A 25,674-nucleotide genomic window follows, 5' to 3' on the forward strand; every position below is an offset into this window, starting at 1 on the left:
TTACTAAATTTATCTAATGAAACAGGATCCTAAAATACCTTATCATTATCATTCTTTAATAGATTTACATCGGATGCTCGGGCTGCCTAAGCCTTTGCATCCGTTGATAAGCCTGATTGATAACAGTTATAATCAATTGCAGGTAAGCCATTTGCCTGGTCATCATACTTCTGTTTTTTATAAAATATCATTAAAACAGAATCTGAAAGGAAAAATAAAATACGGTCAGCAATATTATGATTTTGACGACGGCGGATTGTTTTTTGTTTCACCTAATCAGGTAACCTCCAACAGTGATAATAACGATGATCATTCAGGGTATACCTTGATCATTCACCCTGATTTTTTACTGACCTATCCTCTTGCAACAACGATCAAGCGTTATGGCTTTTTTTCTTATTCTGCAAATGAAGCTCTGCATTTGTCGGCAAAGGAAAAGGAAACTATTATTACAATTTTTAAAAATATAGATAATGAGTTGAAAGACAGGTTGGACGACTTTAGCCAGGATGTCATCATTTCACAAATTGAATCATTGCTGAATTACAGTAATCGTTTCTACAAACGACAGTTCCTGACACGAAAAGCTTTTAATAACAGTTTGTTACAAAAAATGGAAGCTCTTCTTGATGATTATTTCAATGCTGAAAAATCCTTAATTAACGGTATTCCGACCGTTCAATATCTTGCAGATGAACTGCATCTTTCTCCCAGTTATTTAAGTGATATGCTCCGCAACCTGACCGGGCAAAATGCCCAGCAGCATATACAAGCCAGACTTATAGAAAAGGCAAAGGAAAAATTATCGATAACAGATCTATCTGTCAGCCAGATTGCTTATGAGCTTGGTTTTGAACATTCACAGTCTTTTAGTAGATTATTTAAAAGTAAAACCAATCAAAGTCCCATTGATTTTAAGTCTTCGTTAAAAAATTAGTTAATCATGATAATAATTTTCTTAAATGTACCGCTGTTTGGTCAGGAAAATGATTTTTACCCTATTTAGAAGACTTTATGTAAAAAAAGGGCTTAGATTCTATTTATTAAACGAAATTTCTGTCAAGATTATCCTATTTTAAAGCTTTTCATGTTTTACAATTTCTGGATCCAAATTGTCTCAGAAAGAACTAAAATCTGTCATCATGGAGTATCTATACAAGCAATATCTATCAGAAAAAAGATATTCGAGTTGAAGAAAGAGTCATAATCAAACCGAAAATATATTGCGGCGAGTTTTAGCTCTTTAAACAGTAATAATGATTTAGCGGTTTAATTACTCGTATGTAATGATTTAAATACTTTAGTTACCTTCGGCTATTTGATGGGATTTGAAAATCTTAGCCATTTTACCCGCATATTTGAACGGTATATTGGCATGAAACCAAAGGCTTATAGCATGTTGAACCAAAGTATTGGATAATTTGTTATAGGTTAATTGTAAATTGCATAAAAACAAGGATAATGAATGTGCTTATACAGAAACTGACTGCAGTGGAGCATGGCTTCAAATCATTTGAAGCGGAAGCTCAAAAAATAGTTGACAATCAAAGTTTATCGGAGTCAAAAGCAATAGCTGTCGATATGCTTCGAAGTGAGTTTTACCAAGTCCGGTGTTGTGCCATCTTTATCTTGGGATTTATTACAGTCAAAGATAATACAGTGCTGCATTTACTAAAGAATGCCGCACGGTCGGATGAAAGTTGGCAGGTGCAGGAAATTATTGCAAAAGCATTTGATCAATACTGTAAAGATAATGGCTATGAAAATTCACTCCCCGAAATCAAGGCATGGCTCAGTGATGAGCATCCCAATGTTTGCCGTGCTGTTACAGAAGGATTAAGAATATGGACGGGACGGCCTTATTTTAAAACGCATCCTGAAGTGGCTATTGATCTCATTAGCCGGCATAAAGCCAACGATAGTGAGTACCTTCGGAAATCGGTCGGAAATTCGTTAAGGGATATCAGCAAAAAGTATGGAGAACTGGTCAGAATGGAAATAGCAAAATGGGATCTTCAGGATAAGAGGATTGCCTTTACCTACGATTATGTGCTTAAAAGGCACTGATGAGATCTGTTTCGGAGAAGATTTTAATACTGTAGCTGTAAACTTTAGAAGCTACATCTTTGGTGAAAAGGGGATGAGTAGCAAATTAAAAAATTAAAATGGCAGTACCCGGTCACAATTTGAATTTAGTTTTATTCGAATTCAATGTAAATTTATCCGATCATAACTTCTCAAAGATATCTATTTTAAGTAGTTGATTACAATTATTATATCATCGATATCTTCTAATAAATATTTGAGTAAAGTCCTGTCGAGCTAAGGTAAAATTTTGTGTCTTGACTAATCCAAAGGAAAATATTATTTGTACTTTTAAGTCTATTAACATTAATAGTTTTATGGATATCGATGAAAATATAACACGAAGCAAGGAAATTTGTGAAAACTATCTGGCCTTCCTGGACAAACATATAGATGATGTGGTTAATGGTCGCAATACAGAATTTCTAGAAATCAACAAGATTGCATCGGAACTGGCTATATCCCATACCCATTTAACAGACGTATTACAGCAGGAAATGGGAAATCATCCATGTTACTTCTATGATCTAAAAATCATTGAAAGGGCAAAGGAAATGCTTGTCAATTACCAGTTGTCCATTGCAAAAATTGCAGAAATATTAACCTATGACCCTTCAAACTTCTCCAAATTCTTCAAAAAATGGACTGGCATCACTCCTGGTGATTTTAGGCAGAAGAATTTCTGAAAACCTACCATCTTCCGAAAAGTTCACCATATAGATATAATCCGGAATGTTGAATTTTGTATTGTAATCTTAAAATTATACAATGTCAACACATGATTTAAAAAGGAAAAGTTGTTTTGATCGCTGGAGGCAGGCTTAAAAAACTATTTATTGAGCTGGGTTATTCAAAAATTATTAAATTAGATGAACAGAATTCAATATATAGACAAGACAATTTGTATTCTGTAGCCATAGGTAAAACCTTTTAAAAACACAATATGATACTAAAAATTATTAATTCTGCATTAATACTTGTTGCCATATTTATGGGCCTTAAACAAGGATGGGCGATGCTTTCGGGCAAACCAGAGATGATAGCAATGTTTAGCAAATGGAACATCAGTAAAACAGGCTTGATGGTTATCGGAGCTACAACGATGCTAAGTGCACTACTCATTATTTTCCCGAAAACCTTTGTTTGGGGAAACTTCTTAATGGCTGCTGGTATTTTATTGATTATCAGTTTTCACTTGTTGGATAGAGATTTGAAAGGAATGGCAATAGAATTACCATTTCTATTGCTGAACCTGATTATTATCTATTTACAGCACCCATTAAAAGATGGAGCATTATAAACAGCAAATTTCAATGATTAAGATAGTATTCATTACAGCCTTTGCGGTTTGTTCGCTCATAGCGTGTGGACAATCAAAAACTCAGAAAACGGAAACAACAACAATTAAAAAAACACAAAAAATGAACACGAACAAACTTACAAATGAAACTGTGAAGGCCGCTTTCGATGCCTGGCAAAATGGTGACAGCAAAACTTTTCTGTCTTGCTTTACCGCAGAGGCTAAGCTTTATGATGACGGAAGTCCCCGCAATTTCCAAAGCTTTGTCAAAGAAGCCTGCGGACACGAAAGATTTACGAGCATAGAAACGGTGGAAAATGAAGGAAAAGATATTACGGGAAATTTCCATACAGAAAGCTGGGGCGATTTTAAAACTTATTTTAAGTTTAGCATTGGTGCTGATGGTAAAGTTTACAGGCTCGATATTGGACAGGCTAAATAGCTTGTAGTTTATTCATTATATATTGAAACAATTCTGACATTTTCTACTCCGGTGAATAAAATAATAGCATTTCTTCAAAATAAAAAATACGAATTATTACTTTTTGCATTGCTTCAGCATTTATTTGTTGGCATAATCCTTACTGATCTTGAGTTCTATACGAGGATTATTTGGCCTGCCAATATGCTTATATTAGGATTGGGAAGCATCTTCATGTTTACGGGAAAACATACATGGAGACACTGGTTTAGGAACTTTCATTTCATTCTTGTATTGCTTCTACCTATTGGTATTCCTTTTTTTAAAGATATACCATGGTATTTTACTTTCCTTAATATCAATTATGTCGTTTTTTTTGGATTCCTGTTTGTAGAATTGCTTCGGTTTCTACTAAAACCGGGATATATTAATAGCGATATTATTTCAGCATCAGCATGCGGTTATTTTTTATTAATAGAGATTTCGGTATTCTTATTACAAACATTTGAATATTATAATCCTTTGTCTTTTAAAGGAATAGATGTCTCTTCACCAGCAAGCATATATATTGACCTGGTATATTTTTGCTCTATAACCTTTACCAGCATTGGTTTTGGGGATATCACACCAGGTACACATACTACCAAATTAATTACAGCATTTATAGGTGTTGCAGGGCAATTTTATACGGTAGTTTTGGTTGGTATCCTTATCAGTAAATTTTCCTCAAAAAATTAAATCAATATGAATATAAGTTCTCATTACAAGCTTAAGCATTTTATTCCCTGGACAAGGTCTAAAATATATAAAATGCTTTTATTAAGTATAATCCCGACGTTGTTGTTTTATTTTCTGGACTGGAAGTGGCTGGCAATTCCCTGGGTTCCGGTGGCTTTGCTGGGAACAGCCACGGCATTCATTTCGGGGTTCAAAAATACTCAGACCTATAACCGGACCTGGGAAGCGCGGCAGGTGTATGGTGCTATCATTAACAGTAGCCGGGCTTTTGGAATTATGGTAAAAGATTTTATCCGTTCAGAAGACAAAATTCTTGAAAAACAACTGCATCAGGAAATTATTTATCGACATTTTGCGTGGCTCACCGCACTACGCTTTCAGCTTAGAGAAATTAAAAGTTGGGAGAACGTGAAAACCAAAAGTTATAATCGGGAATATCTTCAATATTACAACGTTCCGGAATGGGAAAGTAGTTTGAATGAAGAACTGGCGGGATTTCTTAGTGAAGAAGAACTCCAATACATTTTATCAACAAAAAACCACGCAACACAAATCATAAGTTCCCAATCTTCCCAACTAAAAAAACTGAATGAGGAAAACAAAATATCAGATTACAATTATGTTGCCCTTGAGAATCAGCTCAAAGAATTGTACGACCAGCAAGGGAAATGCGAACGTCTTAAAAACTTTCCTTACCCGAGACAGTTTTCGAGCATCAATTTATATTTTACCAATGCCCTGTGTCTTCTAATGCCATTGGGCTTCATAGGTGAATTTTCCAAGATGACTGAAAAATTCGGGGATAATATAATTTGGCTTGCTATTCCTTTCAGTGTATTGCTGGGATGGGTATTTTTAGTTTTGGAACAGATCGGCGAAAGTACGGAAAACCCATTTGAGGGTAATGCCAATGATATTCCTATTACCCAGATAAGCAGAAATATTGAAATTGACCTTCGTGAAATGTTGGGTGAAAAAGATCTGCCACCAGCAATAGTGGCACAGAATAATATTTTAATGTAAAATATAAATACAAGTAAATTATGGAACATTTAGAATCTGTCAGAAAGTGGTATCCTAAAGCCTTAACTTCTATTGATACCGTTAACCGGCTATTAGACACTATTGAAAAGTATATAGGTTTAAAACCTAATCAATTGATGCATGCAGACAGTATGTGCTGCGATGATGTCAATGCCATACAATATCCACCAAGAGCTTATGAAATGTTGGGCCCGTTTCATTTAGGAGGATTGGACGGTTTTCCTTTCGCTGGGATTACAGGGATGAATGCTTTTGCACATCATGTTCCGGAAGACGGTGCTGTTATCATATTTTATGCGCCACATATTGGCATTACAAAGGATGGTACTATTGGAGAAATAAGCAGAATAGGGCAGAGTGGTAATTCGGCATGCTGTGGTGCTGCGAAAGGAGCATTGGGAAAGCTTTCGTCAGGACAAATTATTGAAGGGAACATCACTTCACTGGACTTCCAGATGAATACCATTGAGCAGATCTTTCTTCATCAGAAAGAAAGAATACTTACTTCAGAAAATCAAATATTTGAGGCAACGGAAGTCATGTACGAAGCTATTGATGAAAGAATAGAAGTGTTGGTAAAAGAAACCAATTATCCCTGTAAATATGTGATTTTGGTAGGTGCTATTTTTATCAACGGAGATAAAGACATGGGATCTTTCTGTCAATATAAGAAATTCGATTATATTAATTTGGAAACACAACAGCGAAAAAGTTTAATGGCAGAATATTATTCTTAAGTTAATATGTATCCAAGTAGCTAAAGGATATTGTCAAAAGCTGAATTCTAAAGAGCTCAAAAATTATTATTTATTTTAATCCTAACAATATATTCATAAAAATAAATCAAAAGATGCTTCGCTAGGTTACAAATCCCTAGTAATCACACCGGGGCAAATCCTATTTATTTCAAAATCAAAAGAATTAGTCTCAGTTCCCAAACGATATATCAAGTATAAATAAGTTTGGGAATATGATAAAGAATAATGTCCTCCTATTAATAATGGCTGAGATTGGTGTGAGCTATATTACCAAATTATTGAACCAATTTACAAAAAGCTAAGGATTTTTAATTTGCAATTTTGAACCATCAATAGAAAGTTTATAATTAAAAAATTAAAATTATGGGTTTATCAAATTTGGGTATTTTTCATACCGTGATCGGAATTGTAGCAATTATTTCAGCAATTATTTCCTTGATTAAAAGTGGTAAAATAAATCTAGACACACTAGCAGGGAAAGTGTATTTTTATTTCACGTTGATTTCCTCTTTGACAGCTTTAGGTTTATCAAGTGTGAAAGGGGTTAATCCAGGACATATTCTGGCTTTACTTATCGTGATTTTGATATCTGTAGCCTATTTTCTATATGTAAGAAAGAAGGGGAATAACGGTTACCGTTTAATAGAAAATTTTTTTCTGTCTTTCAGTTTTTTTCTGTCCTTAATACCAACCGTTAACGAAACCCTTAGCCGGGTACCAGTTGGAAATCCTATAGCATCAGGACCAAAAGACCCAATAATCGGAACAACTATACTTTTTATCCTCGTTCTGTTTATTATTGGTTCGATATTGCAGTTTAGAAAGCAAAAGAGGATAAACAAAAATTATATTACTTTTTAAGGGTAATATTGGGTTCGGTCTGAACTTTATCGCTATTATGAGTGCTTTTTTATCTACACTAGGTAATAAGGCTTTTGAGCGGATTCAACTTATAACGGTATAAAATAAGTTATATCTTAGCCTATAGGAAAATTTGATATGGTTCTTTGAGTTCTTTTAGTCGTCTTTGCCTTTTACTTTTGTAGACGAAGAAAAGAATTTAATGTGGCCAATCATTTAAAATCTAAGCAGTTCTTATGGTTACAGACTATAAAAAATTTGATCTATTCGGAAAAACACTGATTCAGAAAGTGGATTTTAAACCACCTTTTCAATTTGCTTTTCCGGTTGCAGAGCAGGCTTGCTTTCTTTATATGTTGCGGGGTGAAATGGAATATCAATCAGAAGATGATCAACTGAAAATAGAAGATAAACGCTCATTATTACTTAACTGCATGGTTTCCGGCCAGCAGATACAAAATAACAATTCGGATAGTGATGGTGAAATCATCATTGTTACCTTTCATCCGGACATCCTTAAAAAAGTATATGATAAGGAGATTCCCACGATCTTTAAGCCCAATAATCAGGTCACCAACCAAAATAAAAAGAGAATCAATAATGATTTTCTTATTCAAAAATACATAGAAGGCCTGCTTTTTTATTTTGAAAATCCCTCTTTGGTAAACGATGAAATTCTGATTTTGAAGCTTAAGGAAATAATCCTCTTACTGTCTCAAACTCAGGACGCTGAAAATATTCAGGTTATACTTTCACAGCTTTTCTCATCAACGACTTATTCCTTCAAACAGATTATTGAAGCCAATCTGTTTCTGCAGTTAGGAATCGAAGAACTGGCACAGAAAACAAATCTGAGCATTTCGTCTTTTAAAAGGGAATTTAAAAAATTATATGATGATTCGCCTGCCAATTATATTAGATCCAAAAGACTTGAAAGGGCTGCAGAACTCCTCATAGCTACCCGTGAACGGATTACGGATATTGCATTTGACTGTGGATTTAACGATCTTGCAAATTTTACTAAAAGTTTTCACGAAAGGTATCAGCAATCTCCTACAAATTACCGGTTAAAGTTAAGAGAAGAGTAACGGTATTTCTTATATAAAAAATCTGTATCAGAAATTAAACTAATTCACAAATTCTTCTCCCCACTTAAGCAGCTCTGCAAGACTGGGTTCCAACTTTCTTCCTTTTTCTGTGAGAGTATACTCCACGGTAGGAGGAACTGTGGCAAAGACTTGTCGTATAACTATTCCGTTTTCTTCCATATTCTTTAATTCTTTTACCAGCATACGCGTATTAATGTTGGTTACTAATTTTTGAAGCTCATTAAATCTTTTGGTACCATGTAGAAGGGCAAAAATGATTGACATTGACCATTTTCCACCAATAATATCTAAAATTTCCTGTATCACACATTTCCCTGAAATTTTTTCAGAATTTTTTTTGTTCATAACGTTTTGATTTTCTGTATGGCTTTACTTTTTGGTATTACTTTACATTTGTGTAACTACTTTCAAATGTAAAGTATTGGGTTTAGATTTGCAACATAATATTTCAATTTTAACATTATGGAAAATTTATTAAAAGGAAAAATTGCGCTTGTTACAGGCGGAACAAAAGGTATCGGAAAAGCAATTGCTGATAAGCTTGCGCGTGATGGTGCACAGGTTGTCGTAACAGCCCGCACCAAGCCGGATGAAGAAATAGCACATTATTTTATAGCTGGTGATCTGACTAAGCCGCAAACTGCCCAGTTTATTGCTGAAGAAATCTTGGAAAAGTTTGGAAAGGTTGATATTGTGATAAATAATGCTGGTGCCAATACAAGTCCTGGAGGTGGATATAGTACCCTTAGTGACGAAGATTGGAGCAACGAGATTGAGTTGAACCTTATGTCCGCTGTGAGAGTGAATAAGGCGCTTATACCAAGTCTGATATCACAGAATGAAGGTGTGATTATTAATATATCTACTGGGGCAGCAGTGCAGCCGCTTTGGAATATGACTATGTCGTATTCAGCCTCAAAGGCAGCTTTAAATGCATATACAAAAGCTTTGGCAAGCGAATTGGGATCGCAGGGTGTACGTGTTAATGCGGTATCTCCGGGTATGGTTAAAACACCTCTGATGGAAAGTTTTATTGCTGACATTGCAGAAAAAGGAGGTATCTCTTTTGATGCAGCTTTCAAATCTATAAAAAATGAAATAGGAGACCTTCCATTGAGCAGAATGGGCGAGCCGGAAGAGGTGGCATCACTTGTGAGTTTTTTGGTTTCCCCGGAAGCAAAATACATTACCGGAGCAAACTATAGGATTGATGGAGGAGCAATGGCAATTTTATAGTAATTCCTAGTAATAATATTTTTTAAATTGTATCTAATTTAGTAACAGCACTTTGGATTCTCATTAGGGTATTATAATAGCTTACTCATTTGCATTTTTTACTATGTTGCTATTTTTTATGTAAAATTAAATGCAAATGGGTTGCTATATCTAGAGTTTTTTGCTCTTTCATAGGAAAAGAATCCGTTCCCATTCTTTCCACAGTAACCAATTCAATTTTCCATTGTCTACTTTTTTACTAATGGATCGCCACTAACTTACTTCTCCACAAAGACTTTTCTCAGATATATTTCCACAAAATAATCTTTAGTATATCAGGTTAATCTCCAGAATTATTCACAAGCAAGCGTATATAATATTTATATAGCTCAAATTATTTAGCCTATAACTATTTCGAGAACAAAGAAAATGCATATATTTGCAAAATACTTGACTAATCAAATATATTACAAATATAAAATGAAAGAAATAAGTACAATTCTGAATATTTTAAAGGTTCAATCTGTCATTACAAAAAAATTTGACGGTTTAAGTCTGCATGGTATTAGCCTTACTGACTATATGATCCTGTATATTTTAAGTAATGCACCTGGTAACCGATTAAAAAGAATTGATCTGGCTGAGAATACAGGTTTAACCGCTTCTGGCATTACGCGGATTATTTTACCAATGGAAAAAATGGGACTTGTAGAAAAAGAAAATAGTGATAGGGATGCGAGGGTGAGTTATGTAAAACTCACTTCTGCCGGAGAAAGAATTTTTACAGAAGCTACCACTACAGCGGGATACATATCCAAAAAGCTGTTAGAAGGAATTGTAACGGAAGATCTAAGTGCTTTCGCCGGACAATTGAAAATCTTAGGGGGTGATCTTTAAATTTAATGAAGAGTATGGACAAAAAGTACAGAAAGAAATTAAACGCTGAGTTTTTAGAGATGAAACCGTTAATGGGTGTATTGACTATTCTGAATAATTCGGAAAATAAAATATTTATTAAAGAGAGTACTAATTTAAAAGCACTTTCTAATAGAATCCGGTTTGAGCTGAACAACGGACAATTTGATAACAGGAGTTTACAGGACGATTGGATCCGGCTGGGAGAGAAGAGTTTCGTTTTTGAAAATGCAATCATTGTTCCATGGGAGGAGAACAAAATCGTTGACTATAAAAAGAAGGTGCTGAAAGCGAGTAATGATCTGAAGGAGGAGCAAAGTAAAACAAAAAATATATACTGATATGGAAAGCAAAACCTATTTATATCCAACCTACGAAGCCGGCCGGGATCTTATGTTAAAAAATATTCAAGGGTCAATCGTAAATTTAAATCTGATACATTTAAAGGAAATTGCTGATTATTCCGGGTTTCCTGAAATTGCACCTGCCAGCGAAATTTCGGGTTACGAAGCTTTTATGCTCTATATAGACCTTGCCAAACCTTTTCTAGAGCAGGGTGGTGGAGAGATTCTTTTTGTTGGAAAAGGAGACCGCTTTTTGATAGGTCCTCAGGACGAACAGTGGGATATCTGTATGTTGATTAGACAAAGAAGTGTATCGGATTTTTTTGCTTTCGAGCAGAATCCGGATTATATGAAGATTACGGGTCATCGTGTCGCTGCCATATTGGATTCAAGACTTTTACCCTTAGAGATCACATTGTAGTAAATTATTTATGGGATATATCGAGCTAAAAAATGCTACCATCTATTATGAAATATTTGGCACAGAAAATAATGAGACCATTGTACTGGTTAGCGGGCTTAATACCCAGATGACCCGTTGGGAAGCGCCATTTCTTAAGATGCTTGCAGAAGAAGGATTTCGCGTAATCTGCTTTGACAACAGAGACTGTGGAAAAAGTACTTTTACTACCTATGATAGCAACGACAGCTATAGCTTTTCTTTGAATGATTTTCTACAGCATCCAGAAAAATATCCTGCCCCTTATTCTTTATTGGATATGGCAGATGATATAAAAGATTTGCTGCATTCACTTGGCATCAGGAGCGCAAATATTGTAGGGCGTTCAATGGGTGGCATCATAGCACAGCTATTTGCATCACGATATCCGGCAATGACTCAGACACTGACTTTATTGATGTCTTCAAGCTTTAATCCTTCTCTTCCGAAGGCAGATGATGCATTGATAGGCAAAATGACAAACAGCACTGCAAATTTTCACGATAATAAGCAAGCTTATATACATGAAAAAGTTGATTTTATGAAAGCTATTTATGGAAATAAATATAGTTTTAATGAAGAAAAAGAACGTTGGTTAATTATCGAAGACGAAAGCCGAAAGTCTCCATTCGTTAGGCCATTTCGTCAGATCATTGCCCTGCTGAGTTATCAATATGATTCAAATGTTCTTACTAGTCTCCATGTACCCACATTGACGATACATGGAGATGAAGATCCGTTATTTAATATGGAACATGCAGTTGATTTAAAAAATACTATTCCTTACTGTGAGCTGATCATAAAAAGAGGAATGGGACACGCTATCCCGGATTCACTATTTCCGTCACTGGTGAAAGACATTTCAAATTTTATTGCTAAAACTGAATGAAAAGTCATGATCAAAATGTAAGTAGCAATGGTGAAATATATGGTTTAGGAGTCCATTGCCACTGATCATCGGCACGTTCGATAAAGCCTATTCCTGGCCAGGGAAGGTGGGATGCACAAACCACAGATTTTTGTTTATGACATTGTTCCAGTATATTTTTTCGGGTGTCGATCCCAAAAGAAAAATCAGCATCCCATTGTGTACCCCAAACCGGATTAGAGATCAATACAGTACTATGAACCAGATCAACCAGATGCGTAATGGATAGCTTACCCGAATAAACCGTAAATATGATGTGTCCGGGAGTATGTCCGGGAGCTGCCTGTGTTTTAATACAGGAAAATAATTCATCACCTGCATCAAATATTTCTAAACGGTGGGTAATGGCTCCTAATATCTGCTTAACCAGTGAAACAGAACCATGTCCAAACTCAGGCCTCCGGCTGTTGGGGAAATTCGGCTGCTGTGCAAACCAGAATTCCAGTTCAGTCCGTGAAATATAGAATCTTGCATTTGGAAATACCAGATTATCATTTTCGGTTAATATGCCCCCAATATGATCCCGATGAGCATGCGTTATCAATACGTCTGAAATATCACTGGCTCCGAATCCGGCACTTTTCAGACTATGTAATAATTTTCCTGCATTTTTTTTTATCATAAAAGCCTTCTCCTGTATCTACGAGTATTAATTGTTCATTCTTTCGGATAAGCATCACATTAATAGGAGCTTCGTAGATATCGGCAGGTAAGTGCAGTCGGTTGAGCTCCTTTTGAAGATCTGCAGGTACTGCATCCGTAGCAATAATGGGTTGATATGATCCTATATCAAAATATCCATCGGAAAGAATATAGATTTCCAGGGTATCAAATGGAATCTTGAGGTGACTGTAGTTGGTTTGCATATTCATTAGGGTACTGCGATTAAATTAGCATTTGGTCTTGCTTAAAAAAGGGAATATCCGTGATGCTAATCTAGCCATAACATGTCCCATTTCCGGAATAGTGATTGTGGCAAAGTCTGCCACCAGGTTTTGCAATCTCGCTTCAATCTCCTGAGTAGAGCGGATTACATCCTGTTCTCCGCCGATGAATAACACAGGCATTGTCAAACGGCTGAGCTCATCATCTGAAAAAATATATTCTTTTTCTATCCTCGCATTAAAATTAGTTTGTATTAAATCCATAAATGCTACAATTTTTTGATCCACACGCTGGCTTCCCAAGACCAATCTATTAATCTTGATACGTCCAGTTGTTCCCAAAAGGGAATAGAGGATGGCTTTTATGATAAATGTTGTTTTAGTAGGAACTACCCCCGCCGGTGTCAGCAAAATCAGCCGGTCGACTAATTCAGGAAAGCTTGTTGCAAAGCGTAATGCCAACCATCCTCCTTGCGATAATCCAATGATATTTGCCTTACTGATATTGAGCCTGTCAAAAATCTCTTTTAGCCATTTCGCGAAGTCTTTTGTTTCATAAGAAGGTCTGGTTTCTGCGCTCTTTCCTGCCTCTCCGATAATATCTATTGCTATGACTTTATATTGTTTTGAATATTCGGCTATGTCTGATAACCATGACGTCGCATTAGAAGACGCGCCATGCAGTAAGATGACAATTTCTTGGTGCTGACTTCCGGCCTCCAAAAAATAGGTGTCACCATAAGTTGTTTTAAGTACATCTGTTTTCAAATGGAATGCTGTACTTTTTATTGCATCTTCGTAGGCACGGATAATTTTATTTTTCCCTTCAGGGCTTTTAAAAACCGTTTTGTTCATAATATTTTTGTATATAATGTTGTATAATAAGAGCTGTATTACCGTCCTTTCGCTTCATCACCTCTTAAAGTCATGACCGTACTTGTTATCATAGCGGCTTTTTTACCATCACTCCGAAAAATATCACATTGATAATGGCTTAAGTTTTTTCCACTTTGTAAGGGTGATGCTGTGGCAGTGAGTATATCCTCGAAAACGGGTCGGTAAAAATTGACTTTCAATTCTACGGATGTAAAAGTTTCGCCTTCCTGAACAACAGTAGAATGTGCGGTTCCGATGGCTGCGTCTGCCAGTTCACAAAGCAGACCTCCGTGAATGGTTCCCTGCTGGTTACTATGCTTTTCTTTTGTAGCATTGATTTGTACAGTAGCTGTACCTAAACCGGCTTCAACAATGTGTATCCCCAATGTTTTTGATATCGGTGTCGGATATTGCATGTGTGTATGCATGTCATCTGTGATTTCCCTTTTTATCAATTTATTTAGGTAATCTAATATCGATAGTTTTGTCATTATGTTGTATTATATTTATATGAAATAAACCAATCGGTCTTTTTTTTGCTAAAAAATTATATGTTTTCTATGCTTCCAATTATAGATTGTATGGTGTACAAATGGTGCAAATCATGTTCCGCAACAAAATACATCAGGTCAATGATATTCATTGGTTGATGTAATCTTGGATGCATACTTGTCTTCAACAAGTCTTCTTCACTCATTTTTTGAAGCATTGCAATTGTTTTGTGTCTTTCGCTGGCCAGGTTCTTAATAAGCTCTTCAAACAACATATTGTTGAAAGAAGACTCATCGGTTGCTGTATTGTTTAAATCGGCAGGAGACATATCTGGTTTTCCTTCCTTTATATCTCTAAAACGGATTCGCCATAGATCTTCTAAAAGGATTAAATGTCCTATATTTTCATTGACAGACCATTTATCTCCCATTTTGCGGGTTGAAACCTCTATAGGACAACTTTTCAGGAGCTTATTTAGAACAGCCGGAAAATGATCAAGTTGTTGTAAAAATTCGTTAAAATATTCCGAACCTGTGTTTGAATCAAATTGTCGATCGAACCATCTGACAAATGATTGTGACTTTACTTCTTTCATTAGTATAAATTTAAAGGTTATTACTATTGATCCACGCTTTGGTGGGTATTATCCATTCATCTAATGCTCTGAACAGAAAGCCGTGTTCCAGACCTGTGTTGAGGGTAATTTCTTTAAAAGATTTTAAATCAGAATTTTTAAACCTAAGTTGACTTGATAATGGTTCAGCGCCGACGTCGGTTTTTTCATTAATCGATAAAATCTTACCATAGAGCCTGAACTTTTTATCTTCATTCATCGAATCATTTTTAAAGCTTGCACCAATGAAAACAAATTTCAAATCTGGATTTTTGGCATAATAGGATATATATTGAGCTATATCGCCTCCTTGAGACGTTCCGACAATTGAAATTTGATCATAAGGAGCTCCATGGTTATGTAAGCTCTCAATTTTCAAGATCACCTTTTTCGCGTACATCTTAGGGTCAGTGTCAGGCTTTCTTTTTTCAGAGAGTATGACAAAATTTGTGGATTGAAGCTTTTCTAAAATAGCTGTATAAGCCGCTGGTCCGTATTTAGGATGGGATTCATTTAGCGAATGTCCTTCCAAAAATTTATTATGCAAAAAAAATACATACTTTTTTTGAGTGCTATTTTGAGCATTAGTAGCAAACGGAAGAAATGACAGATAAAGAATTATTAATCTAAGAAACATATAATTTGAATAACCAGAGTATTTTAAGTTAAGAACAATATAAAATTTTATTGTTCCGTATCTACAAGATGGTTTTTTGAGGCTGTCAATGCATACACCATAGGGATTTTGTCTCCCAGATGAGCAATCCTGAACTTACCAGGTTCAAATTCAATTGAATTATTGAAATTATTGTAGGGTGAATAATCAAATTCTTCAATGGAATTTATTTCTAAACCATTTTGCATCAAGCTACTTATTACTTCGGCTAAGCCGTGGTTCCAGCCAATTGATTTGACTTCAAATTCCGCGTCTTTATCTGCATAAGTTCCTTTTTCAGTTTCTATAATGGCTCCGGAATTAAAATATCTGTATTCAATCTTTTTAAACGCCGAATCGAACATCCAGACAACCGGATGAAATTCTACAAACACAAATGTACCGTCGGGTTTCAGGAATTTCGAAATGATCTTTGCCCACCGATTCAGATCCGGAAGCCAGCCGATAGTACCGTAACTTGTAAAGACAATATCAAACTGACGATCCAAATGATTGGGCAGGTCATAAACATCGCTGCAGATAAAAGTTGTTGAAACATTACTCTGTTTTGCCAGTTCCCGTGCCCGATCTATTGCTACATCCGAAAGGTCAACGCCGACTACGTCCGCTCCCAGGCGACTTAAAGAGATACTGTCCTGTCCGAAATGACACTGTAAATGCAATACGGATTTGCCTGTCAAATCTCCAAGTAAATTAAGTTCTATATCTTTTAATGAGTTTTTCCCCTTCAAAAAGGCATCCAGGTTATAAAAATCAGAATTGATGTGAGCTTCTGTTCTGGTATTCCAAGATTCCCTGTTTATTTCCAAATAATTGTCTTCTGCATTCATATGTATTTATCTAATGAGGTGAGTTGATTTTTTGCCATTCCTCGTAGCTGAGTACGCCAAGTTCTGGCTGACTTTTACCGTTCAGAATATGGATAAACTCCAGTTGATTTCCGTCTGGATCGTCGAAATAAAGAGCAAGTGCGGGCATCCAGGCAAAAACCATTGGTTCATTGCTGCCATTTTTGAGAAAATTATAGGCCTTTAATCCATTTTTTTCTAAAAAAGTATTTGCATCTTTTAAAATGAAATCTTTGGAACAGTTGAATGCAAAATGTCTTTTATGGAGATTGCCTTCTTGTTCCCAAAGTCCGAGCATTGCCTTTTTATTTTCTCCGATCCAAAGAAAGGCAATCGGCCTGGTTTCATCATAGTGTGCAAATTCAAGTCCCAAAATTTGAGTATAGAACTGAACTGCTTTTTCCAAGTTGCTTACTTGAATGTGTGTTTCATATAATCCTTCAATCATTTTTATATATTTTATTATTAATAATCATAGTATTTTGATAATTATGACCATTTCATCTTAGCATATGAATAATCGGATAATCTTTACCTGAGCCATCCTTTTCGGATCTTCCTGCTTTTCTGAACCCTAATTTTTCATAAAATCCGACGGCCTGATAATTTTGCTCATTGACGTCAACCTTTGTAATGCCTTTCGTTTCATCCATAAATTGAAATAAGCTCTTTCCATAACCTTTACCACGGTAGCCATTGTGAACAAACAGCATTTCTAAGCTTCCTTCTGATACCGATGCAAATGCTACCGGTTGGTTTTGCAGTATAAAAAGGTATACTTCGAGATTGGGCAGATAATCCTTGGGAATAGCATGTTTAAAGAAGGAAAGATCTTCTTCAAGCAAAAAGTCGTGAGTCGCTCTTACAGCGGATTCCCAAATTTCCATGATTCTAGGATAATCTCCGGTGGTTGCGGGCCTGATTTGTATTGACATAACTTTAAAAGTAATATTTAAATTTAATGATATTCTGTTCGTTTTTTAATATAATATTTATAGAAATAAACCGGACGGTCTTTTTTAATTTAAAAAAATTATATGCTCAAATTCTTAATTAATCTTTCAAGGAATGACATTGCGATTTTAAGCTCTGCCATATGGCTGTTGACCTTTGCCTGCATGAATGCTCCTTCGATCATTGAAATCATGATCACTGCAATTTCAGTAGGGTCAGTATCTTCCTTTATTTCTTTTCTTGCGATACCTCGTTTAATCTGGTTTTCAATTGATGTTTTCCAAAATACCAATGCTTTTTGTGTTCGTTCTTTTAGCTTAGGATGCGTATCATCAACCTCTGTAGCAGTATTTAAAATTGGACATCCGGCCTGTAGAAATGAATATCTGAAATAATTTTTATAGGTTTGCGGGTAAACAAGCAGTCGTTCTATCGAGTTTTCAGTTGCTAAGATACGCTCCTTCATATGCTGAGTTACCTTACCGAAGTTGTGATCAAAAACATTCAAGGCAATCTCGTCTTTGTTTTCGAAATTACCATAAATGCAACCTTTTGAAAGTCCTGTGGCATTCATTAAATCATTTATGGAGGTACCTGCATAGCCTTTCGTATTAAAAACTGATGCTGTTTTTTCGATAATTAGTCGTTTGGTATTTTCAGATTTAGTCGTTTTCATCAGGCAGAAATTTTAATACGGGATAAAATTATTAAAAAAAATAAAACGATCGGTCTTTTTTTTGAAGAATATTTGTATGAATAAGATTTTTCTATTTAATCATTCGTTATCTGACTATTGTGCTATATATTAATGGATGTTTTAGAGAACCGAAATATAATGCAAACTGTTTGGAGAAGTTAATACGAAAGCTGTACAATCATTAGGGAAAACCGGACTTTAATGCGTGGTTTTCTTACAAAAAGAACAAATTTTTGCTATATTTACCCAAAATATTACAAGGGTATCAATCACATGGAAGATATTAATCTTTGGCTAAACCAACCTAAAAGAGGGTAATCTCTAGCTGTAGAATCTAATTCTACACACTTTTCTTTTTGAGAGCAACCTATTGCTCTACTTTCACATTTCAATAACATTTCATAAAGAAAAACAAAGATGAATACACTTGTATTAATAATTCAAAGGGTACTTGCCCTATTTTTTATAATGCCCGGTTATGGTAAAATCAGTGGCAGTAAAGAGAGCCATGTAGCAGATGGGCATCTAAAAGCGGACAGCTCAATCGTACCCATCAGAATACTGGGAGTTTTGGAATTACTTGGCTGTATAGGGATTGTATTTCCCTGGATTTTAGGAATAGTTCCTATCTTAACACCTATAGCTGCTGTCTGTTTTTGCATAATCATGCTTGCTGGTATGATTATTCATACTTCAAAAAAAGAGTACAAAATGCTTCCAATGTTAGTAGTTGTATGTATGCTGTCTGCTTTCTGCTTTAGTAGCATATTATAGATTCATGGATATACTAGAATGATTTTATTATTGTTTTTACCGTTTGAATAAACCTCTGTTGTTCGAAAGCTAATGCTAGATAGAGCAAAGCGCCACTTTTTAAGTGGCGCTTTTTACTATTCCCTTATCGCGGTTTCGTCTTTTAAGATCAGGTCTGCAATTTCATCTTTCCGTTTAAAACTTACGCCTTTGTGCTGCTGCATATAGCGGATAATCTGCTCGGTAGCGTTCACCATTTGCGGTGTTCCGCCAATTCTGTCATGAAAACTGATCGATAGTTGCCTGCGCTTAATTGCTGCTTCCTGATAAAGTTGATCAAATTCCATTTTAACCTGCCGTACAAATTGATCGGTTGAGTAATGTTCGCCAGCAATTAACTGTATATCGTTGCAGCGAAGCGTATAGGGTATTACCGCAAAGTCTTTATTTTTTACTTTGATGATAAAAGGCTCATCCCTGCTAAGATCATCAATATGATATTTAAAACCCAGCTCCTGTAAAATATTGAGTGTATTCTCACCACGTCGCAACCAGTTGGCATTATAACCTACGGGACGGAATCCGGTTGACTGCAAAATAGCCTGGACGCCATCCTGTATGAATTTCTTTTCCTCCTCGTAAGGAAGATTATATTGTTTACTCCAGTTCATCCCATGTGCTGCTGCCTCGTGACCTCTTTCGACAATTTCTTTTGCCAGTTGCGGGTTGTTAAGTACGGCTGAACCTACCATGTGTGAAGTGACTTTAATTCCAAGTTTATCCCAGTTATCAAGCATTCTTGGAATACCTTCCTTATAGCCGTACTGATACCAGGTTTCGGCAGGAAGATCTTTAAAACCCTTTTCCATGTTCTGAGGGAACGGACTTTCTGCATTGTCGGGCTGTCCGCCGGATTCAAACTGCATAGATATGGAGACAACCAAACGGGAACCGTCTGACCATTTGGAATTAGGGGTTACCTGAGTTTTTTCCCGGAAATTACCCAGGCTGCTTGTAAAAGGTAATATACTGAGCGTACCAAGGGCTCCGGTTTGCTTAATAAATGTACGTCTTGTAGTCATGGATTAAAGTTTTATTGATTAAAAAGTTTATCTAAGGCCCATGAGTTGCTTTGAATAAACTGTAGCAGCAGGGCAAAAAAGACAAGGTGTAGTAACTGGGAGGGAATAGCTTCCCAGTTCTCAATCATAGCTGTGCCAAAAAGAAGAACCAGCAATATGACTGCTCCCATTATTAATGCAGGTTTTGTAAATAAACCAATCAATAGAAGCAGGCCCACTGTGAATTCTGCTACGGGCAGCACATAACTAAACGGTATTACCATAACCTTAGGCAAAAGGGATTTTTCAAAACTGGTGGTCATCCAATCACTGAAAGCATTTAATTTTGGTAGCCGTACAAGGCCGTGTCCAAACATACTGGTGGCAATGCCCAGACGGAGGAGTAAGAAAACTGTTGTATCCATTGTCTTATTTAAATTTTTATTTGATAATTCAAAATTGCATCAATCTACTTTTAAAAATCAGTATATTTGAAGGTATTATCGGTAAAAAACAAGGATGAAGTTAAAAACATTACACCGGCCATTTGAAATCGAGATGCTAACATTAAATGAGTACGCTGCGGTTCCTCATAAAAACACCTACTTCGAAATGGTTTTTATTTTGGAAGGAAAAGGTATTCAGGTTATCAATGATCATGAGCTTCCCTATAGTAGAGATAAGCTTTTTCTAATTTTCCCACAGGATTCACATTCCTTTCGTATAGAGCTAACAACGAGTTTCTTCTTTATCCGGTTTAATGAAAACTATTTAAAAACCCAGCATAAAGAATGGGTGCAGAAACTTGAATACATCTTTTACAATCATGACCATTTGCCTGGCTGTATTCTTAAAACGGTTACCGACAAGCCAATGGTGAGAGCTTTAGCCGAGGCTCTGTTAAGGGAACAGCAAAATGGAGGTCCCCATCATCAAGAAGTTATCCAACAGTTGCTGAACACAGTTATTTCCATTGCTGCAAGAAATATTGCATCCATTCAAACCGCTTATCCCTATAAACCATCTCATCCGTTATCAATGCTTGGATATGTACACCAAAATATCAAACGTCCGGAGGCACTGAAAATTGAGGAACTTGCTTCCTCATTCCATTTGTCACCAAACTATGTAGGGGAATATTTTAAAAAGGAGACGGGGGAAAGTCTGCAAAAGTATATCCGTAGTTACCGACTTCAAATGATTGAAGCTGCCCTGATACACACAAACAGGCGAATAAGTGAAATCGCTCTCGACTTTGGATTTACAGATACCAGCCATCTTAACAAGATATTCCATAAAGAATATGGGGTAAGTCCAACAGCCTTTCGAAAAAGACTATTTGAAAACAAAAGTAATTAATACTCCTAGAGTAAGGAGGATATGGGTTTAATGAGCTTTATGTTTAAAACAAAGAACGGCAGGAGCCCCATAACCCTGCCGTTTACATTAAAATCTGTTTCAATTATAATAATTCACCCATCCCGAATACCGTTAAGCCTTTTGCAAATTGCTCAGCTACGGCCTGGTTGGCTGCTTCAATATATTGACCGGTTATAGGGTCAATCACAGTACGTAATGGTCTAGTACCTTTTTCAGTATCGATAAGTTTTACAATGGCATCGGCAACGTCCTGTGGACTTGGTTTTTTAGACTGCATCTCTGCACCCAATGCGGCTACCATTTTATTTGGAATATCGGCAATGGCACCATATCCCTCGAATACTCCCTGATCAGATGCAGGATTGTTCTTTTGCTGCATTTCAGTTGGGAAAGCACCCGGTTCCACAATAGTTACATCAATACCTAAACGTTTTACTTCGTAATGCAAGCCCTCGCTTATTCCCTCAAGTGCAAATTTTGAGGCTGCATATATGGTAGCGAAAGGAAACGATACCCTTCCAAAGCCACTGGTAACGTTAATAATAAGTCCATCAGATTGCTTACGCATGGTGGGCAGTACCTGTTTTATCAGTCTCCAAGGAGCATAAACATTGATATCAAAGGTAGTATGCATATCGGCCACAGTAAAGCTCTCTGCAACACCTCCCATAGCATAACCTGCATTGTTCACCAGTACATCAATAGTACCTTCTTTATCCAAAATAGTGTTAACTGCCTGCTTTACGCTTTCATCATCTGTCAGGGTAACATCCAAAACGGTTACATTCTCTACAGCTGAAAGTGCCGCAGCTTTATCTGCATTGCGTCCTTGAGTATCACGCATTGTGGCATATACTTTATGCCCTAAGGCAGCTACACTATGGGCGGTAAGCCAGCCAAAACCACTATTTGTTCCGGTTATTAATACGATTTTTTTGCTCATCTTTTTTTATTTTATGAATATGCAAATATTGAAAATGGCCATAAAAAAACATTTACCAAATGGTAAAAAGTGCCGTTAATGAATATTACGGCGTATGCGGCTCAATGATTGCTGAGTAACGCCCAGATAAGAAGCTACATATGAAAGCGGGATGCGATTGATGAGGTTGGGGAATGCCTCAATGAACGACAGGTAACGTGTAGTGGCATCTTCTGAAACTAATGGACTACGACGTTCCATGGCAAGTGTCAGGCATTTTTTTACCATTTTTGCCTTCATCATTTCCCATCCTACAATAGTATTGGATATTTCATCCCAGTTTTTTTTACTAAAAACAAGTACTTTGCAGTCAGTAATAGCCTGTACATATTCCGTTGCTGCAATCTGCGATTCAAATCTATCGTTATCGACAACAAAATTACCTTCGTCCACAAAATAATTGGTAACCTCCTCACTCTTATTGTTATAATAACAAAAGCGAAATACGCCTTCTAATACGAACGCAACATATCGAGGTATTTTCCCTGCTTCCGATAGGTATTCGTGTTTTTTAATTTCGAGTATTTCGACCTTGCTCATTAAAAAATCGATCTGCTGTTTATTAAGGTCACCAAATTGCAGGATAAAATTTATCAAAGCTTCCATTGCATAAATATACTATAGATAACAGAGCCTTCAATTATCAAATGGTAAAAAATAAACTCAAAAAATACATTTAATAAAAATAGTTTATCATCATTAATACAGCCGTAACAAAAACACTTTAAACTTACCTTTTGAATCTACAAAATAAATTTTGTTGCAAAAAAAATACAAGGTTTTAACTCCTAATAATAGTCTAACTTCCTTCATTTTGGTTAAGATAATCCTCATTTTAGCAACGTAAATAAGTCTATTTAGAACCAACTTTGCATTCATATTAATACAATTAAAAAATGGAAAATAGACAGAAAGAAAAAGTTTGGTTCATTACAGGATCTTCAAGAGGCTTTGGAAAAATATGGACAGAAGCCGCTTTGAAACGTGGAGACAAAGTCGCGGCTACAGCGCGTAATATCAATAGTATTGCCACATTAAAAGAAAAGTACGGCGATCAGGTCTTGATTCTTGAAGTGGATGTAACCAATGCCTCACAAGTACAAAACGCTATTAGCAAGGCCAACGAATATTTTGGAAGATTAGATATTGTGTTTAATAATGCCGGATATTCTCTGGTAGGAACCATCGAAGAGAGCAGTACCGATGAGGTAAAAGCCATGTACGAAACCAATATTATGGGACCTATTCATGTAATTCAGGCAGCCTTACCAATACTGCGGGCCCAAGGTCATGGCCATATTTTGGGGACATCCAGCGCTGTTGGTATTTATAGTAATCCTCTTATTGGGTATTATTGTTCTTCAAAATTTGCGTTTGAAGCGATTTACGATAGTTTATCTAAAGAAGTTGCCGCATTTGGCATCAAAGTAACGCTGATTGAACCGGGAGCTTATAATACTGAATTTGGAAGTGCTGAATCCCTAAAAATAGCCAGTAAAAAGCTGTCGGAGTATGATGATTTAAAAAGCAGGTTGATGGAAAATTTACAAAAGCTGGAACGAGGAAATCCTACAGCGACTCCCGAGGCTATTTTTGCTGTTGTAGATGCTGAAAATCCACCGTTGAGATTACTGCTTGGTAAAAATGATTTTCCACATATTCAACAAATCTATGCTGAACGCATTCAGGAATGGGAAACTTGGAAAACTATTTCAGAAGCAGCCTAAGGTTAATCCATCTAAAATATTTTTGATAGGGTTTTATTCGCTTTTCTTTGTATAGGGAAAAGCGAATATTGCTTAACTTGTAATCTAGAATTTTTATAATATGGTTTCAAAAAATTCGAATCATTCCGTAAAAAGATTTAATACGCTGGCTGACGTAATGGAGGCATCTGGTTTTCCGCCCCCGAAGCACCCTTTAATTGTTTTGTTAAACGGTGTAGACAAGCCACTTAAAGGTCGTACACCTAATAAATTGCACGTATTGAATTATTATAAAATAGCTTTTAAACCAGATGCCGGAGGAGAGTTAATATATGGTCAGACCAAATTTGACTTTAAAGAGGGAGGTTTGTTTTTTGTGGCTCCTCAGCAAATTCTCTCATCAATAGAAGAAAATGATAAAGAGGAAACTGTGAAACAAAAAATACTAAGTCCGCAGATCACACTGCTTATAGATCCTGATTTTTTATTACAATACCCATTGGCACAAAAGATCCATCAATACCACTTTTTTTCATATGCTACAAATGAAGCATTGCATCTTTCGGCCAAAGAAAAAGAAACCATTCTATCGCTATTCAGAGATATTGAAGAAGAGCTTGAAAACCGTATAGACGACCTAAGTCATAATGTGATCATATCTCAGATTGAACTACTACTAAACTATGCACAACGTTTTTATAACAGGCAATTTTTGACCAGAAAACAAAACTATCCTAGTCTTATCGATCGTATAGATCAATTGTTGGAGGATTATTTTAATAGTGATAAGGTTTTGAATGCCGGTGTTCCAACCGTTAATTATTTAGCTGATCAGTTACATATGTCAGCAAGTTATTTAAGTGATCTGTTGCGAAATCTTACAGGGCAAAACACTCAACAAATTATTCATGATAAAATGATTTACCGTGCTAAAAATAAGTTATCTTCCACAGCTCTCAGTATTTCCGAAATTGCATTTGAGCTAGGTTTTGAACAGCCTCAATCCTTTAGCAGATTATTTAAATTAAAAACAAATCAAAGTCCTCAACAATATAGAGCTCAGTTCCATTAATTTTTATAGCTATTTAGCTGAGATAAAATACTATTGTCAGTACTAGTTTCTTTTTCAATGTTAGAGAATTAATTGTAATTCGGAGGAGTAATGATAAAACAAGTATTAGATTAAGAAAAATATTTTTAAATTGTTTTCAAAAATAGATAATCATTAAAAGTAAAAATAGCTAACTTGAGTCTAAATAGATTTTGTAGTTTAAATAGGAATATAAATGATTGATGAAAATATTTTAGGAATTGCTGCCGGAACTTTAACTTCCGTTTCAATGCTACCTCAACTTATAAAGGTAATAAGAGAAAAAAATGTTGATGATTTGTCGTGGGTTATGATTCTGGTGCTTATCTTAGGACTCTCATTATGGGTGTGGTACGGATTTCGGAAAGATGAATTACCCATAATTTTATCAAATGCCTTTGCCATACTGGTAAATGGAACTCTCTTCATCTGTTATTTACTATATAAAAATAATTCTGATTGAACGCGGCTTTTATTTTTATACTTTGATCAAAGTAATTTCTAA

At 35.8% G+C, this 25,674-nt stretch carries 36 protein-coding genes; 21 read left to right on the forward strand and 15 right to left on the reverse strand.

Annotated features, from left to right (window positions below):
* Positions 1 to 16: 16 nt before the first annotated feature.
* The 11 genes from MKS83_RS00600 (at position 17) to MKS83_RS00650 (ending at position 8,295) form a co-directional block, all read left to right on the forward strand.
* Entirely contained in the window at positions 17 to 937 is a 921-nt protein-coding gene (locus tag MKS83_RS00600) for a helix-turn-helix domain-containing protein (RefSeq protein ID WP_240581509.1), read from the forward strand.
* 384 nt (positions 938 to 1,321) lie between these two features.
* Positions 1,322 to 1,420 (forward strand): AraC family transcriptional regulator, encoded by a 99-nt coding sequence (locus tag MKS83_RS00605; RefSeq protein ID WP_228424155.1) that lies wholly within the window; start codon positions 1,322 to 1,324, stop codon positions 1,418 to 1,420.
* A 41-nt stretch (positions 1,421 to 1,461) separates the two neighbouring features.
* Positions 1,462 to 2,067, forward strand: a complete 606-nt coding sequence (locus tag MKS83_RS00610; protein ID WP_240581510.1) for a HEAT repeat domain-containing protein — start codon at positions 1,462 to 1,464, stop codon at positions 2,065 to 2,067.
* Between the two features lie 335 nt (positions 2,068 to 2,402).
* Entirely contained in the window at positions 2,403 to 2,771 is a 369-nt protein-coding gene (locus tag MKS83_RS00615; protein ID WP_240581511.1) for a helix-turn-helix domain-containing protein, read from the forward strand.
* A gap of 257 nt (positions 2,772 to 3,028) precedes the next feature.
* Complete coding sequence (locus tag MKS83_RS00620) at positions 3,029 to 3,385, forward strand: DoxX family protein (protein ID WP_100375237.1); 357 nt, start codon at positions 3,029 to 3,031, stop codon at positions 3,383 to 3,385.
* Positions 3,386 to 3,398: 13 nt separating this feature from the next.
* A complete protein-coding gene (locus tag MKS83_RS00625) occupies positions 3,399 to 3,827 on the forward strand; it encodes a hypothetical protein (protein ID WP_240581513.1) in 429 nt (142 codons plus the stop codon).
* 51 nt (positions 3,828 to 3,878) lie between these two features.
* Positions 3,879 to 4,544 (forward strand): potassium channel family protein, encoded by a 666-nt coding sequence (locus MKS83_RS00630; protein ID WP_240581514.1) that lies wholly within the window; start codon positions 3,879 to 3,881, stop codon positions 4,542 to 4,544.
* 72 nt (positions 4,545 to 4,616) lie between these two features.
* Positions 4,617 to 5,567 (forward strand): bestrophin family protein, encoded by a 951-nt coding sequence (locus MKS83_RS00635; protein WP_240581515.1) that lies wholly within the window; start codon positions 4,617 to 4,619, stop codon positions 5,565 to 5,567.
* 20 nt (positions 5,568 to 5,587) lie between these two features.
* Complete coding sequence (locus MKS83_RS00640; protein WP_240581516.1) at positions 5,588 to 6,325, forward strand: hypothetical protein; 738 nt, start codon at positions 5,588 to 5,590, stop codon at positions 6,323 to 6,325.
* 384 nt (positions 6,326 to 6,709) lie between these two features.
* On the forward strand, positions 6,710 to 7,207 hold the full coding sequence (locus MKS83_RS00645) for a hypothetical protein (protein ID WP_240581517.1): 498 nt from the start codon (positions 6,710 to 6,712) through the stop codon (positions 7,205 to 7,207).
* A gap of 236 nt (positions 7,208 to 7,443) precedes the next feature.
* The gene (locus tag MKS83_RS00650; protein ID WP_240581518.1) at positions 7,444 to 8,295 is read left to right on the forward strand and encodes a helix-turn-helix domain-containing protein; all 852 of its coding nucleotides are present in this window, start codon (positions 7,444 to 7,446) and stop codon (positions 8,293 to 8,295) included.
* Between the two features lie 39 nt (positions 8,296 to 8,334).
* On the opposite strand, the gene MKS83_RS00655 is transcribed toward MKS83_RS00650, so the two are convergent.
* The gene (locus MKS83_RS00655) at positions 8,335 to 8,661 is read right to left on the reverse strand and encodes a winged helix-turn-helix transcriptional regulator (protein ID WP_240581519.1); all 327 of its coding nucleotides are present in this window, start codon (positions 8,659 to 8,661) and stop codon (positions 8,335 to 8,337) included.
* Between the two features lie 117 nt (positions 8,662 to 8,778).
* Between MKS83_RS00655 and MKS83_RS00660 the strand changes: the two genes are divergently transcribed.
* The 5 genes from MKS83_RS00660 to MKS83_RS00680 all read left to right on the forward strand — a co-directional run bounded on the left by MKS83_RS00660 (position 8,779) and on the right by MKS83_RS00680 (position 12,118).
* Positions 8,779 to 9,552 (forward strand): SDR family oxidoreductase, encoded by a 774-nt coding sequence (locus tag MKS83_RS00660; RefSeq protein ID WP_240581520.1) that lies wholly within the window; start codon positions 8,779 to 8,781, stop codon positions 9,550 to 9,552.
* 459 nt (positions 9,553 to 10,011) lie between these two features.
* Positions 10,012 to 10,428 (forward strand): MarR family winged helix-turn-helix transcriptional regulator, encoded by a 417-nt coding sequence (locus MKS83_RS00665; RefSeq protein ID WP_240581521.1) that lies wholly within the window; start codon positions 10,012 to 10,014, stop codon positions 10,426 to 10,428.
* 5 nt (positions 10,429 to 10,433) lie between these two features.
* Positions 10,434 to 10,787: a GIY-YIG nuclease family protein gene (locus MKS83_RS00670; protein WP_240581522.1), complete on the forward strand. Its 354-nt coding sequence runs from the start codon at positions 10,434 to 10,436 to the stop codon at positions 10,785 to 10,787.
* A 1-nt stretch (position 10,788) separates the two neighbouring features.
* Positions 10,789 to 11,211, forward strand: coding sequence for a DUF1330 domain-containing protein (locus MKS83_RS00675; protein ID WP_100375245.1), 423 nt, complete (start codon positions 10,789 to 10,791; stop codon positions 11,209 to 11,211).
* 10 nt (positions 11,212 to 11,221) lie between these two features.
* A complete protein-coding gene (locus MKS83_RS00680) occupies positions 11,222 to 12,118 on the forward strand; it encodes an alpha/beta fold hydrolase (protein ID WP_240581523.1) in 897 nt (298 codons plus the stop codon).
* 10 nt (positions 12,119 to 12,128) lie between these two features.
* Here the strand turns inward: MKS83_RS00680 and MKS83_RS00685 are convergent, their stop codons facing one another.
* From MKS83_RS00685 to MKS83_RS00730, 10 genes are all read right to left on the reverse strand, one after another.
* Complete coding sequence (locus tag MKS83_RS00685; protein ID WP_240581524.1) at positions 12,129 to 12,779, reverse strand: MBL fold metallo-hydrolase; 651 nt, start codon at positions 12,777 to 12,779, stop codon at positions 12,129 to 12,131.
* On the reverse strand, positions 12,745 to 13,029 hold the full coding sequence (locus MKS83_RS00690) for a hypothetical protein (protein WP_240581525.1): 285 nt from the start codon (positions 13,027 to 13,029) through the stop codon (positions 12,745 to 12,747). The genes MKS83_RS00685 and MKS83_RS00690 overlap by 35 nt, the downstream gene beginning before the upstream one ends.
* Before the next feature lie 18 nt (positions 13,030 to 13,047).
* The gene (locus tag MKS83_RS00695; protein ID WP_240581526.1) at positions 13,048 to 13,896 is read right to left on the reverse strand and encodes an alpha/beta fold hydrolase; all 849 of its coding nucleotides are present in this window, start codon (positions 13,894 to 13,896) and stop codon (positions 13,048 to 13,050) included.
* A 38-nt stretch (positions 13,897 to 13,934) separates the two neighbouring features.
* Positions 13,935 to 14,345: a PaaI family thioesterase gene (locus tag MKS83_RS00700; protein WP_240581527.1), complete on the reverse strand. Its 411-nt coding sequence runs from the start codon at positions 14,343 to 14,345 to the stop codon at positions 13,935 to 13,937.
* 119 nt (positions 14,346 to 14,464) lie between these two features.
* Entirely contained in the window at positions 14,465 to 15,004 is a 540-nt protein-coding gene (locus MKS83_RS00705) for a DinB family protein (RefSeq protein ID WP_240581528.1), read from the reverse strand.
* A 10-nt stretch (positions 15,005 to 15,014) separates the two neighbouring features.
* Positions 15,015 to 15,659, reverse strand: coding sequence for an alpha/beta hydrolase (locus MKS83_RS00710; protein WP_240581529.1), 645 nt, complete (start codon positions 15,657 to 15,659; stop codon positions 15,015 to 15,017).
* 47 nt (positions 15,660 to 15,706) lie between these two features.
* Positions 15,707 to 16,528: a class I SAM-dependent methyltransferase gene (locus MKS83_RS00715; protein ID WP_240581530.1), complete on the reverse strand. Its 822-nt coding sequence runs from the start codon at positions 16,526 to 16,528 to the stop codon at positions 15,707 to 15,709.
* A gap of 10 nt (positions 16,529 to 16,538) precedes the next feature.
* A complete protein-coding gene (locus MKS83_RS00720) occupies positions 16,539 to 16,994 on the reverse strand; it encodes a VOC family protein (RefSeq protein ID WP_240581531.1) in 456 nt (151 codons plus the stop codon).
* A gap of 52 nt (positions 16,995 to 17,046) precedes the next feature.
* Positions 17,047 to 17,481, reverse strand: coding sequence for a GNAT family N-acetyltransferase (locus tag MKS83_RS00725; protein WP_240581532.1), 435 nt, complete (start codon positions 17,479 to 17,481; stop codon positions 17,047 to 17,049).
* Positions 17,482 to 17,579: 98 nt separating this feature from the next.
* On the reverse strand, positions 17,580 to 18,176 hold the full coding sequence (locus tag MKS83_RS00730; RefSeq protein WP_240581533.1) for a TetR/AcrR family transcriptional regulator: 597 nt from the start codon (positions 18,174 to 18,176) through the stop codon (positions 17,580 to 17,582).
* Between the two features lie 489 nt (positions 18,177 to 18,665).
* Between MKS83_RS00730 and MKS83_RS22275 the strand changes: the two genes are divergently transcribed.
* Complete coding sequence (locus tag MKS83_RS22275; RefSeq protein WP_410679635.1) at positions 18,666 to 18,971, forward strand: DoxX family protein; 306 nt, start codon at positions 18,666 to 18,668, stop codon at positions 18,969 to 18,971.
* Positions 18,972 to 19,087: 116 nt separating this feature from the next.
* Here the strand turns inward: MKS83_RS22275 and MKS83_RS00740 are convergent, their stop codons facing one another.
* Positions 19,088 to 20,032 (reverse strand): polysaccharide deacetylase family protein, encoded by a 945-nt coding sequence (locus MKS83_RS00740; RefSeq protein WP_240581535.1) that lies wholly within the window; start codon positions 20,030 to 20,032, stop codon positions 19,088 to 19,090.
* An 11-nt stretch (positions 20,033 to 20,043) separates the two neighbouring features.
* On the reverse strand, positions 20,044 to 20,436 hold the full coding sequence (locus MKS83_RS00745) for a DoxX family protein (protein ID WP_240581536.1): 393 nt from the start codon (positions 20,434 to 20,436) through the stop codon (positions 20,044 to 20,046).
* Positions 20,437 to 20,530: 94 nt separating this feature from the next.
* Here MKS83_RS00745 and MKS83_RS00750 point away from each other — a divergent pair, with 94 nt between their 5' ends.
* The gene (locus tag MKS83_RS00750; RefSeq protein WP_240581537.1) at positions 20,531 to 21,370 is read left to right on the forward strand and encodes an AraC family transcriptional regulator; all 840 of its coding nucleotides are present in this window, start codon (positions 20,531 to 20,533) and stop codon (positions 21,368 to 21,370) included.
* Between the two features lie 103 nt (positions 21,371 to 21,473).
* On the opposite strand, the gene MKS83_RS00755 is transcribed toward MKS83_RS00750, so the two are convergent.
* Both MKS83_RS00755 and MKS83_RS00760 read right to left on the reverse strand, forming a co-directional pair.
* Positions 21,474 to 22,334 carry an SDR family oxidoreductase gene (locus MKS83_RS00755; RefSeq protein ID WP_240581538.1) on the reverse strand — a complete coding sequence of 287 codons (861 nt, stop codon included), beginning with the start codon at positions 22,332 to 22,334 and terminating at the stop codon, positions 21,474 to 21,476.
* Positions 22,335 to 22,409: 75 nt separating this feature from the next.
* Positions 22,410 to 22,979, reverse strand: coding sequence for a Crp/Fnr family transcriptional regulator (locus tag MKS83_RS00760; protein WP_240581539.1), 570 nt, complete (start codon positions 22,977 to 22,979; stop codon positions 22,410 to 22,412).
* A 290-nt stretch (positions 22,980 to 23,269) separates the two neighbouring features.
* On the opposite strand from MKS83_RS00760, the gene MKS83_RS00765 reads away from it, so the two are divergent.
* The 3 genes from MKS83_RS00765 (at position 23,270) to MKS83_RS00775 (ending at position 25,632) form a co-directional block, all read left to right on the forward strand.
* Entirely contained in the window at positions 23,270 to 24,100 is an 831-nt protein-coding gene (locus MKS83_RS00765; RefSeq protein ID WP_240581540.1) for an SDR family NAD(P)-dependent oxidoreductase, read from the forward strand.
* Between the two features lie 100 nt (positions 24,101 to 24,200).
* Positions 24,201 to 25,151 (forward strand): helix-turn-helix domain-containing protein, encoded by a 951-nt coding sequence (locus MKS83_RS00770; protein ID WP_240581541.1) that lies wholly within the window; start codon positions 24,201 to 24,203, stop codon positions 25,149 to 25,151.
* Between the two features lie 214 nt (positions 25,152 to 25,365).
* On the forward strand, positions 25,366 to 25,632 hold the full coding sequence (locus MKS83_RS00775) for a SemiSWEET transporter (protein WP_240581542.1): 267 nt from the start codon (positions 25,366 to 25,368) through the stop codon (positions 25,630 to 25,632).
* Positions 25,633 to 25,674: the final 42 nt, after the last annotated feature.

Source organism: Chryseobacterium sp. Y16C, from assembly GCF_022488405.1.
GTDB classification, from domain to species: domain Bacteria; phylum Bacteroidota; class Bacteroidia; order Flavobacteriales; family Weeksellaceae; genus Chryseobacterium; species Chryseobacterium geocarposphaerae.

What these genes read in the sequence shown, in the direction of transcription:
- MKS83_RS00740 (WP_240581535.1), bottom strand. Translation starts at nt 20,032, where the DNA reads ATGACTACAAGACGTACATTTATTAAGCAAACCGGAGCCCTTGGTACG.
- MKS83_RS00680 (WP_240581523.1), top strand. Translation starts at nt 11,222, where the DNA reads ATGGGATATATCGAGCTAAAAAATGCTACCATCTATTATGAAATATTT.
- MKS83_RS00775 (WP_240581542.1), top strand. Translation starts at nt 25,366, where the DNA reads ATGATTGATGAAAATATTTTAGGAATTGCTGCCGGAACTTTAACTTCC.
- MKS83_RS00725 (WP_240581532.1), bottom strand. Translation starts at nt 17,481, where the DNA reads ATGTCAATACAAATCAGGCCCGCAACCACCGGAGATTATCCTAGAATC.
- MKS83_RS00745 (WP_240581536.1), bottom strand. Translation starts at nt 20,436, where the DNA reads ATGGATACAACAGTTTTCTTACTCCTCCGTCTGGGCATTGCCACCAGT.
- MKS83_RS00640 (WP_240581516.1), top strand. Translation starts at nt 5,588, where the DNA reads ATGGAACATTTAGAATCTGTCAGAAAGTGGTATCCTAAAGCCTTAACT.
- MKS83_RS00660 (WP_240581520.1), top strand. Translation starts at nt 8,779, where the DNA reads ATGGAAAATTTATTAAAAGGAAAAATTGCGCTTGTTACAGGCGGAACA.
- MKS83_RS00605 (WP_228424155.1), top strand. Translation starts at nt 1,322, where the DNA reads ATGGGATTTGAAAATCTTAGCCATTTTACCCGCATATTTGAACGGTAT.
- MKS83_RS00615 (WP_240581511.1), top strand. Translation starts at nt 2,403, where the DNA reads ATGGATATCGATGAAAATATAACACGAAGCAAGGAAATTTGTGAAAAC.
- MKS83_RS00715 (WP_240581530.1), bottom strand. Translation starts at nt 16,528, where the DNA reads ATGAATGCAGAAGACAATTATTTGGAAATAAACAGGGAATCTTGGAAT.
- MKS83_RS00635 (WP_240581515.1), top strand. Translation starts at nt 4,617, where the DNA reads ATGCTTTTATTAAGTATAATCCCGACGTTGTTGTTTTATTTTCTGGAC.
- MKS83_RS00625 (WP_240581513.1), top strand. Translation starts at nt 3,399, where the DNA reads ATGATTAAGATAGTATTCATTACAGCCTTTGCGGTTTGTTCGCTCATA.
- MKS83_RS00685 (WP_240581524.1), bottom strand. Translation starts at nt 12,779, where the DNA reads ATGATAAAAAAAAATGCAGGAAAATTATTACATAGTCTGAAAAGTGCC.
- MKS83_RS00650 (WP_240581518.1), top strand. Translation starts at nt 7,444, where the DNA reads ATGGTTACAGACTATAAAAAATTTGATCTATTCGGAAAAACACTGATT.
- MKS83_RS00700 (WP_240581527.1), bottom strand. Translation starts at nt 14,345, where the DNA reads ATGCATACACACATGCAATATCCGACACCGATATCAAAAACATTGGGG.
- MKS83_RS00730 (WP_240581533.1), bottom strand. Translation starts at nt 18,176, where the DNA reads ATGAAAACGACTAAATCTGAAAATACCAAACGACTAATTATCGAAAAA.
- MKS83_RS00620 (WP_100375237.1), top strand. Translation starts at nt 3,029, where the DNA reads ATGATACTAAAAATTATTAATTCTGCATTAATACTTGTTGCCATATTT.
- MKS83_RS00770 (WP_240581541.1), top strand. Translation starts at nt 24,201, where the DNA reads ATGGTTTCAAAAAATTCGAATCATTCCGTAAAAAGATTTAATACGCTG.
- MKS83_RS00750 (WP_240581537.1), top strand. Translation starts at nt 20,531, where the DNA reads ATGAAGTTAAAAACATTACACCGGCCATTTGAAATCGAGATGCTAACA.
- MKS83_RS00675 (WP_100375245.1), top strand. Translation starts at nt 10,789, where the DNA reads ATGGAAAGCAAAACCTATTTATATCCAACCTACGAAGCCGGCCGGGAT.
- MKS83_RS00690 (WP_240581525.1), bottom strand. Translation starts at nt 13,029, where the DNA reads ATGAATATGCAAACCAACTACAGTCACCTCAAGATTCCATTTGATACC.
- MKS83_RS22275 (WP_410679635.1), top strand. Translation starts at nt 18,666, where the DNA reads ATGCCCGGTTATGGTAAAATCAGTGGCAGTAAAGAGAGCCATGTAGCA.
- MKS83_RS00600 (WP_240581509.1), top strand. Translation starts at nt 17, where the DNA reads ATGAAACAGGATCCTAAAATACCTTATCATTATCATTCTTTAATAGAT.
- MKS83_RS00765 (WP_240581540.1), top strand. Translation starts at nt 23,270, where the DNA reads ATGGAAAATAGACAGAAAGAAAAAGTTTGGTTCATTACAGGATCTTCA.
- MKS83_RS00710 (WP_240581529.1), bottom strand. Translation starts at nt 15,659, where the DNA reads ATGTTTCTTAGATTAATAATTCTTTATCTGTCATTTCTTCCGTTTGCT.
- MKS83_RS00695 (WP_240581526.1), bottom strand. Translation starts at nt 13,896, where the DNA reads ATGAACAAAACGGTTTTTAAAAGCCCTGAAGGGAAAAATAAAATTATC.
- MKS83_RS00705 (WP_240581528.1), bottom strand. Translation starts at nt 15,004, where the DNA reads ATGAAAGAAGTAAAGTCACAATCATTTGTCAGATGGTTCGATCGACAA.
- MKS83_RS00655 (WP_240581519.1), bottom strand. Translation starts at nt 8,661, where the DNA reads ATGAACAAAAAAAATTCTGAAAAAATTTCAGGGAAATGTGTGATACAG.
- MKS83_RS00665 (WP_240581521.1), top strand. Translation starts at nt 10,012, where the DNA reads ATGAAAGAAATAAGTACAATTCTGAATATTTTAAAGGTTCAATCTGTC.
- MKS83_RS00645 (WP_240581517.1), top strand. Translation starts at nt 6,710, where the DNA reads ATGGGTTTATCAAATTTGGGTATTTTTCATACCGTGATCGGAATTGTA.
- MKS83_RS00720 (WP_240581531.1), bottom strand. Translation starts at nt 16,994, where the DNA reads ATGATTGAAGGATTATATGAAACACACATTCAAGTAAGCAACTTGGAA.
- MKS83_RS00670 (WP_240581522.1), top strand. Translation starts at nt 10,434, where the DNA reads ATGAAGAGTATGGACAAAAAGTACAGAAAGAAATTAAACGCTGAGTTT.
- MKS83_RS00755 (WP_240581538.1), bottom strand. Translation starts at nt 22,334, where the DNA reads ATGAGCAAAAAAATCGTATTAATAACCGGAACAAATAGTGGTTTTGGC.
- MKS83_RS00610 (WP_240581510.1), top strand. Translation starts at nt 1,462, where the DNA reads ATGAATGTGCTTATACAGAAACTGACTGCAGTGGAGCATGGCTTCAAA.
- MKS83_RS00760 (WP_240581539.1), bottom strand. Translation starts at nt 22,979, where the DNA reads ATGGAAGCTTTGATAAATTTTATCCTGCAATTTGGTGACCTTAATAAA.